This is a genomic window from Pseudoalteromonas sp. S558 (genome assembly GCF_005886635.1).
GTDB classification, from domain to species: Bacteria; Pseudomonadota; Gammaproteobacteria; order Enterobacterales; family Alteromonadaceae; genus Pseudoalteromonas; species Pseudoalteromonas aliena.
In genome coordinates, this window is sequence record NZ_PNDU01000309.1 from 1 (window position 1) to 8,877 (window position 8,877).

An 8,877-nucleotide genomic window follows, 5' to 3' on the forward strand; every position below is an offset into this window, starting at 1 on the left:
AAAAGTAGAGATGTTATTTTATCAAATTAAAGAGAATTAAGCGTTTAAATTAAATCGAAATTTTTGAAATTGGTCTGATCAATGTCTGTTGTAAATCAAAAAAGTGTCTATATTTTAATTTCGCTTGTTAAACTTGTTTTGTTCTTAAAATGTTAAATTTTTGTATTGATGTTATAGCGAATAATTTTAAGCGTACAAATAGACTAATGAGGAACTTTTCAGTTATTTTATCATAAAACGTATCAATGAATTCAACCTTTTGTACTTTAAGGACTTTTTAAAAGTGCGTGTATATATGATAGCCCGAATAAAGTACGCTTTTGTATTAAATCTTCATCAGTATGAAAAAAGAGCAACTTTCACTTGATTTATGTTTTTTTGGGGACTAAAGTAAACAGGAAGTTAAGTGGGTGTGTCTTGGTTGGATACTTGCTTACATGGATAGACGGTAGCTATATTAAAAGGACTTTAATAATGATTAATTGTGTTCAGAGAACTTTAAGCTTAAATATCACGCTTTGTATTCTTGGTCTATGTAATATAGGCAGTGCGCTGGCTTTAGATAATACGTGTGATGCTAGTTTTCAAGTAGTTAATTATACGCCTCAAGTATGTTATTCAGAGTATAACTCAAATACCTGTGTTGACACTTGTAAGGCGGCTGATCCTGAATTTCAACCGCTTTGCTTCAAGTCACTCTCCATTCCTTGCGATACACTTACGGATTTGCGTGAAACAGCGGCCGGTTTTCAACAACGTGAAAATTATTCTTGGTTTCATGTCTCTGACTTATTAACTTATGAAGCGCTTTTATCTGATTTAAATATTTTCCAACAGCAATTATATATAGAGCTTTATGCTGAATTTATTAACCCTCCAAGCTATTTTGGCTTTAGCCCTGCAAGCGATCAATTTAGAAGAGAAAATTTTCGTTTAGCATTACTTTCATCACTTGAAAGGCTAACAACACCTTTACGTTATGCTGCTGTGTATCGACGTTTTACATTGGGTGTGTCATTAGAAAACACACTAAATAACTCATTTTTAGAGATGTTTAGACAGATAGATACTTTTCCCTACTTTTCTAGTACTCAAAAGTCAGAACTAAAGACCGAGTTAAATAGTGTGCGAGCTAGACAAGTTCGTTTTTGGCAGTTATTGAAAAATTATGAAGCCGAAAAAATAGCATCAGGTAGAGTAAATTTACTCAACCGACGTCTTGAGACCTACGTAAGTACCTTAAAGTCACTTCCAATTGAGCTGCAAGATAAGCTTATAAATAAATCATCGAACTTACCTGACGACATTAACGTTCAATTAGCGAAATGTGGTAACGACATTTGTTTTAATAAAATAGTAGCCCCTTCAAATACTTTGTTTTACCCCGATTTCGACCTGCAGCTCTTAAACTTTGAACGCGTATTAGTTGCGCTCAGTAATGAAGCCGCAGCATTCACTAATGTGTATGACGGCGATTATCAAGTCATTGAACCTAGTCTTTTAAAATCTCCAGATTTTGCGGGATTTATTAATAACAAATTAGCGGATTATAAAGCACTTCACTCTCACGTGAACTTAGAACGCTTAGCAACCGCTATTAATATTGCTTACCTTTCAAAAAATCAGACAGGTAAAGAAATTCTTGCAAGCTTAGCGCAGCAAAGCGATATAACTGAAAATATGGGGTTGTCGAGTATTGCAGCATTGGATAAAAAACCAATATTACTTTGTAAAGAATTCAGAGAAATCAACCCCGAACTGAGCTCTATTCAACAAGAGAGCTTTGATTTAGCACTGCAAGGTCGAGAGCTGATTAGCTTAATCACTCAAGGTGGTTATACACAAGTATTGATGGATCAACTTACTTCTCTAATAACACGTTTAAATGAGTTAGCAGCGAGAAGTGTTGTGATCGCAAATATTGAACAGTTTATGGATGATCGCTTACTCACTATGAGCTGGTCATTATTTGACTTACATGAGCTAAATGAAAATAAGCAAGTAATAGAAATAGAATACTTTGAATACAACGGTATGTTTTGGACGCCGACAATGTCGGCTGGTTTATCTGAATTATTTCCTGCGATTGAAAGTATAGGTACATCAATAAACTCGATGTTGCCAAACGGTATTGCTACTAACTCACCACTTAACGATTTACAAATTACTCTGAAGCAATCTGCATACAATGCCTGTTCGCTAAACAATCAAGAAATAAACATGGTGATCAAAGTCACAGATGAGCAGGGAAGCATTAGCAGACAAGTTTTAACGTCGAAGTTTGAACAAATATAATCAACTTAAAGGATATAAGAATGAAAATAATTTTACTTGCAATCGCCTCATTAACTACGTCGGTGCATGCCAGTGATTTTCCTGTAGACGTTTTTGATGCTAGTACTCAGTGTACTTCAAGAATGACGGGGACGGGTGAGCGATTTGTACCTCCGTGTCATTTTCCTGAGGTCAGTCTTGATTCGGATCAAAATACTAATTACAGCAATAGTTCGATTGTTCGAAGTGGTTTATTTAAAACGGTTTTAGACTATAGCTTTACCTGCGAATCTATTCGACCTTTGTCGGTTCGTTATAATCTAACTGCGGGCGTTGATGCAAGCTCTTCCAATAGAGTATCGGGTTCACGTTCGTATGAAAATAGTAATATAGAGCTAACGCATGGATTTACAAATAGTATTTTAAATTTTGCAAGTTTAGAGGGGAACACAGGGTTTCAAGCTATAAAACCTGGCTGTAAATTAACAGTTCAACAATTACTTACTTACCCAGAGCCACGGTACTTTAACCAATTAACAACCCATTTGGTTTCTTATAATAATCAATTAAAGTTGCTAATTAATATAGCAACACCTTCTAGTAATCATATCAACTTAATAAGCACAATTGATAACACATTATCCACATTAGAGTTTTTACAATTTGATATAGAAGATGAGTTTTTACTTGATACAGTTCAGGTAACTATTGCTGATCTTATTGAGTCAAAATCACATTTAACCAATAACTGCAGTGCAGGAAGTAGCTCAACGTTATGTAGTGCTGAAATTTCAAACCTCAGAAACTTTATTTCTAATAGTTTAGTGTTTAACGAAGGTCGAATATCTCAATTATACAATTTTTTAAATGAGCAAGTTAGCTGGCTCAGTGGTAAACCTTTAGGTCGAGATCAATTTATTCTATCAAATGGACTAAATAAATTGAGCAGCCAACTTTAGTAAATATTTAACGCAGCCATCTGGCTGGAAGGATCTATAACCCCAGTAAAGGAACTTTAAAAATGTATGGAAAGTTAATAACAGCGACTGTTGTTACTGCATTGTTGCAAAGTACTGCGGCACATGCTTTACCTGATTCACGAAAGGGAAACCCTCTCGATGCAATCGGTATTCAAACCCCAGCAGGAGTTGGTGATGTTATTGTCGATCATGAAAACGCAAATACATTGCATGTTGGGCCCGCGTCAGTAAAGCAAATTCGCGGTACTTACGCAGAGCTCGGTGCTGCAGGCCCACAATGTGCTGATTATATTAATATTAAATCTCAAGCATATAGACAACTTGCAACTCCAGTATTACAAGAACAAGCTTACTTAAATAATGATTTTGTAAGTAACTGGTACCAACTTACATACGGTATACCACGTGCAAATATTGATGGTTTAAACGAAATCAAAAATGCCCGTAAAATAATTAATGACGCAGCGTTAGAAAATGATGGTGTGATTGATAACTATTACAGGCTAAAAACACAATGGACTGGTATTGAAACAGAGTATGCATTACTGCTCGAAGAGCGTGATAAATTAGACCGCGCACAATCGGACGAAACAACCAATTGTATTGTAACAAGTGGCGGTGACTCTAACAGAATGTACTCTTGTATTGTTGGCGTAATGAATAAATATCAGCCACTTAAAGATACCTTAGCTGTAAAAATCACCTCAATTGAAGGACAGCGAAATGCAATTCGCTCGGACTATTATGTAGCGAAAGGTTTGTACGACGCTTATAAAGAAAAAATAGAAGTGGTTAGTGACAATGTTGCTTTTCATGCTCAAATTCTGGCTGCACAAACCATTATTTCTAAAAGTGCTTTTGAGCTAGAAGATAAGCTAGTTAAAACTGAAGGGGTTAAAATTACTGGTTTAGCAAGTGCCGGTTATAACCTTTGGGACCAAGAGCGAAACCTACTTGCTAATGCGCTTTATAATGCAGGACACGGTAATTATAGCGTGAAACAACTGAATGTATTTAATGTGCGCTTAAATTCTGGCGTCACCCGTAATAATCCAAACGTTGATGTTGAAGGTCAAAGTGTCTTTTCGAAAAACGTGTGGAGTTTCCCAGCTGATACTTTGTTAAACAATAACATAGTAAGTGATTGGTCGATGCCATTTGAGCGGGAAAACCGTGGCGATATAATCCACTTTGACGCGATGGATAAAAATTCATTTGCGGCAGGCGGAATTGACTTTTTTGTTACCAAAGATGCGCGTTGTGGTGAATATACTCAGGAAGTCGAAGAGCATTATTCGGGTACTAATAACAATGTAACCGTGTCTTGGAAAGTAATACGAAAACTATACGAACCCCAACCAAACCGAGTTGTTTTAACTGCTAACTTGGGACTTGCTTATAACTATTACGCATACCCAGGTCCTATCAAAGGCGAATGTTCAATTGACGTTGATCGTATGAACAGTTACTGGAGAAATAGTGGTAAATCTAAAGGTTGGAGTTGGTTTAGAACTAAAACAAATAGCTGGGATAACATTCGTGAGTCTGCCCGTGAAAACTTAGGTATGGATTGTAAGCTCGATCTAAAACCTCAATCAAATGATCCAAATGTTGCCGCAGAAATTGCACAAAATATTGAAGTGCAAATGTACAACGATATGTGGCAAATGTTCCTATCAGTTTACGCAGAGTCTTACGATATTGATGTTGTTGAGCCTGCTGTAACTGATGCCGGTGAAAGTGATGTTGGCGCAACGTTAGGCAGTGGTTTAACGAAAATATGCCCGATGAACGTTTATTGCCAATTCGGTAACATTGTTTTACGAACACTCGATAAAATTGGTGGTTCTAAAGCACAAGGCACTACTTCTCATGTTTCAACTCAATACGGAAAAATTTGGAAACGATTTGAGAAAAACACATGGAATGTGCAAGAAGGAAGTGCATTGATTAGAGCTAAAGTGTGTGTAGATGAAACACAGTGTAATTAGTTTATAAGTATAAAATGGGGAGGTTACTCCCCATTTTCTCAAGATAATTTATTTTATATATAGGATTTGGTTATGAAAACAAGTTTGATTACTGTAATCGTGATTATTATATCTTTAGCAAGTTATTTGGGGATAGCTAATTACAATCAGAGCAATCATGTGTCGCAAAACGAGGGTATAGCTCAATCAATTAATGATGACTCGCACAAGGAAACCTCCACTTTAGCTGATCCGCTTCACACAGATGAATTAAAAATAAAGAATAAATTGAGTACTGAAAAAGTGTCAGGATCAGTTGATATACAAGAGATTGTTCAAGAAAGCCTCGAAACCCCGCTTAGCCAAGAAGATGAATATTATAGTTTTATAATTTCGGAGTTTCCTCAGCTAGAAGATGATGTTGCGACTTACCGCAGCGCTGTAAAAACGCAACGCGATAATGTTGAAATTTACAAAGCCCATGTTTCTGAACGCAATAAACATGTTGCAGCTAACAAAAGTACGAGCCCAGGCTCTGATACTGAATTGACCTACCAAAGGGACTTACTCCTAGAGCAAGCCAAAGAGCTTGGTAAGCAAGCAATGCTTCTGAATGAAGCAATAAGAAATGCGGCATATAATTAATCTAATAATAAAATAATCAAGGAATAGAGTATGAAATGGAAAAATAGCATAGCAGCATCAACATGCATTTTAATGTCAGCTTGTGGGGGAGGCTCGGGTGGTGATGAACAACCTAAAAGTGTTGGTACAGCAAAAACTAACGCAATCCCTGTTGCTCAAATTATGCCAAAAACATCAAATTTAAATTTAGGCTCAGCTACGACGTTTAACGCATCAAAAAGTTATGATTCTGACGGTGATGCTTTGGAATATAATTGGGAATTAATTCGCAAGAATGATCAAGTATCTATACCTCTGGATAAAAACGATAGTGAAGAAATTGTGATTACTCTACAAGATGAAGGAGAGTATATACTTCGCTTAAAAGTAAGCGATGGCAAATTATTTAGTCCTTTAGCTGAGTTGCCTTTAAAGCTAGTTGGTAATGCGGACTTAACGGCTCGTGCCGGTACTAATTTCAGTGTAAAAAAAGGTCAAGTAATTAACCTCAATGGGGCTGATAGCCGCACCCTAGATGGGCTTATCACGGCTTATAGTTGGAGTATCACCGAAAAACCAGCTGGCAGTACTGCAACTATATTTAGTAACCAACGCGTGAAAACAAACTTTGTAGCGGATGCTATAGGTCAATATACAGCCGAACTTACTATTGAAAATAGTTCAAATCAGGTAGCAAAAGATACGGTTGTGATTACAAGTGATGATTTAGCTAAAAACTCATCACCCGTTGCTATTTTAACAAGCGAAAAAACGCTTATTCGCCCTAATGAAATACTCCAAATTGACACAAGTAAAAGTTATGACCCTGATCGCTATGAACAACTTTCATATAGCTGGTCTGTGCTTTCTTCACCAGTAAATAGTGACGCAACACTGAGTTCGCAAACGGGCGCTAGCACTAGCTTTTCAGCATCTGTAAATGGAAGTTATGAAATAGCCCTACGGTTGACCGACTCTCAAGGTGATTACAGCGATGCTACTTATCAAGTTGAAGTTGGAACAAGTAATCAAGCCCCTATCGCGAAGTTAGGCTCTGATACTTCGATTACTCTAGATACTCCAATTTCATTGGTATGCGATTCATGCTTTGATCCAGAGGGAGCCGATCTTAGCTTTGTTTGGAAGTTACTAGGAAAACCTGCCAATAGTAATCGTGAAATTGAATCACCAACAACAGCAAATGCAACGCTTACACCGGATGTTATTGGGGAATATATCATTGCTGTTACTGTTTCTGATGGTCAGTTACAAACAGCATCCAATACTCAAGTACTCGATGCTAGAGTTAACAAAAAGCCTATTGCAAAAATATTAACATCTGATGAAGCATATTTAGGCAATAAAATACTCTTAGATGGATCAAAAAGCTACGACCCTGAAGGTGCAACGTTAAGCTATGAATGGAAAATCATTGAACAACCTAGTAATGATGAAATTTATACCGAAGCGGATGGTAAAGCTCATTTTACTTCTTCAAGCACAGGGAAGTACGTTGTCTCATTGCGCACTAATGATGGCGTTCAGTTCTCAGATCCTAAAACCATAGCAATTAGCGTTAAAGATGATCTTGCACCAGTCATTGTACTAAAAGGCGAGAATAACCGCACCATTGCGTTAGGTGACACTGTGACTATCGATGCCACTCAAAGTTATGATCCAGAGGGCACGGCGCTTACATATTCGTGGTCATTACAAAAACCTGTTAATTCATCAATTAGTATAGTCGATAGTAGTGCACAAATAGTTGAGTTTACTCCTGATATAGGCGGTATTTATATCGCAGAGTTGATGATTAAAGATGCAGCGAATAATACAGCGAGTAAAAAAGTAACCGTTGAAGTGACTCAACAGTCAAACACTCTTATCGGAACAGTGAAAGGACGTATTGTAGATACCACTTTAAATGGTGTCGAAAATGCGACATTCAATATTAATGGAAAAAAATATAGTACTGATAAGCAGGGTGTTTTCAATGTTGAAGTAAATATTGATGAAGGCAGCTTAATTACGGTAACAACAGAGGATGAACGCTTAGCTGAGTCTAAATATGTTACTGCGGCCATTTCTCAACAAGATTTTATTATTGATATGGGGGATTCATTTGTACCGGTCAAGCAGGACGTTGATACTTATCTATGGACTTGTGCTGAGTACAGTGGATCTAAGAATGTTAATTTGCGCTTTAATATGGTTGATACTTTCCCTGAGGCTACAAAATTTATTCCTACGTTCGATAAAACATTTAGCCATATTGTTGATACGAATAAAATAATAACACTCCCTTCAACGGCAACGTTTGAATTAATGGCCGATGAGGGTATTAAAATTACCGCACCAGGTACGAGAGTAACTATTTATTATGCACCAGTTCTAGGGGCTATGAATATTATAACTATTTGTAATGAATAAAAAGGAAATTAAAAAATGAAATTAGCTAAATCTTTAATACTATCAATGTTGTTTACTTTTGGAGCTGGTGCGGTTGAACCAATTTATGTTGGCGGTACTCAGTATAGCTATACAGATGGTGATTTCGAACCAATCTTCGTTAATGGAAGCATTACGGGCTATGAAACTGAAATAGATGTTCTACTCGATGAATATGATGAATATCTAGAGGGTTATCCTGAATTGATTTTTGATATTAGTGGTGGTGCCGCTGGCTCAATTGGTGGGCAGCTATTAAAAGTTGAAATGGATGCTTCCTGCTCGGGTATTGACGTTGGTTATGATGCAGATTTGATATTAAATCGCAGAGGTAAACTCACACCAGCGCGTTTCTCGATTTATAAGCGACTACAAACAGATGGGCAATGCAAGAAGTTAAAACTGAAAGTAAGTAAAATGGGCTCTTCAGTCTTAGACAATGAAGCAACAATAGATGCTTTTAACGTTAATTTAATTATTTACTTGAACTTAATTTAATTATTTACTTGAACTTAATTTAAAGGAATAAAAATATGAAAAAACAAATAGTAACGCTAATTTTTTGTGCATTGAGTGTGATT

At 36.6% G+C, this 8,877-nt stretch carries 6 protein-coding genes; all 6 read left to right on the forward strand.

The window, feature by feature from the left end:
* Window positions 1–474: 474 nt before the first annotated feature.
* The 6 genes from CWB66_RS17860 (at window position 475) to CWB66_RS17885 (ending at window position 8,794) form a co-directional block, all read left to right on the forward strand.
* Window positions 475–2,295 carry a hypothetical protein gene (locus CWB66_RS17860; protein WP_138586420.1) on the forward strand — a complete coding sequence of 607 codons (1,821 nt, stop codon included), beginning with the start codon at window positions 475–477 and terminating at the stop codon, window positions 2,293–2,295.
* 20 nt (window positions 2,296–2,315) lie between these two features.
* Window positions 2,316–3,233 carry a hypothetical protein gene (locus CWB66_RS17865; protein WP_138586421.1) on the forward strand — a complete coding sequence of 306 codons (918 nt, stop codon included), beginning with the start codon at window positions 2,316–2,318 and terminating at the stop codon, window positions 3,231–3,233.
* 62 nt (window positions 3,234–3,295) lie between these two features.
* On the forward strand, window positions 3,296–5,245 hold the full coding sequence (locus CWB66_RS17870; protein WP_138586422.1) for a hypothetical protein: 1,950 nt from the start codon (window positions 3,296–3,298) through the stop codon (window positions 5,243–5,245).
* Between the two features lie 72 nt (window positions 5,246–5,317).
* Entirely contained in the window at window positions 5,318–5,869 is a 552-nt protein-coding gene (locus tag CWB66_RS17875) for a hypothetical protein (RefSeq protein WP_077535217.1), read from the forward strand.
* Between the two features lie 30 nt (window positions 5,870–5,899).
* Window positions 5,900–8,278, forward strand: a complete 2,379-nt coding sequence (locus CWB66_RS17880; RefSeq protein ID WP_138586423.1) for a PKD domain-containing protein — start codon at window positions 5,900–5,902, stop codon at window positions 8,276–8,278.
* A gap of 15 nt (window positions 8,279–8,293) precedes the next feature.
* Window positions 8,294–8,794, forward strand: a complete 501-nt coding sequence (locus CWB66_RS17885) for a hypothetical protein (RefSeq protein WP_138586424.1) — start codon at window positions 8,294–8,296, stop codon at window positions 8,792–8,794.
* Window positions 8,795–8,877 lie beyond the last annotated feature (83 nt).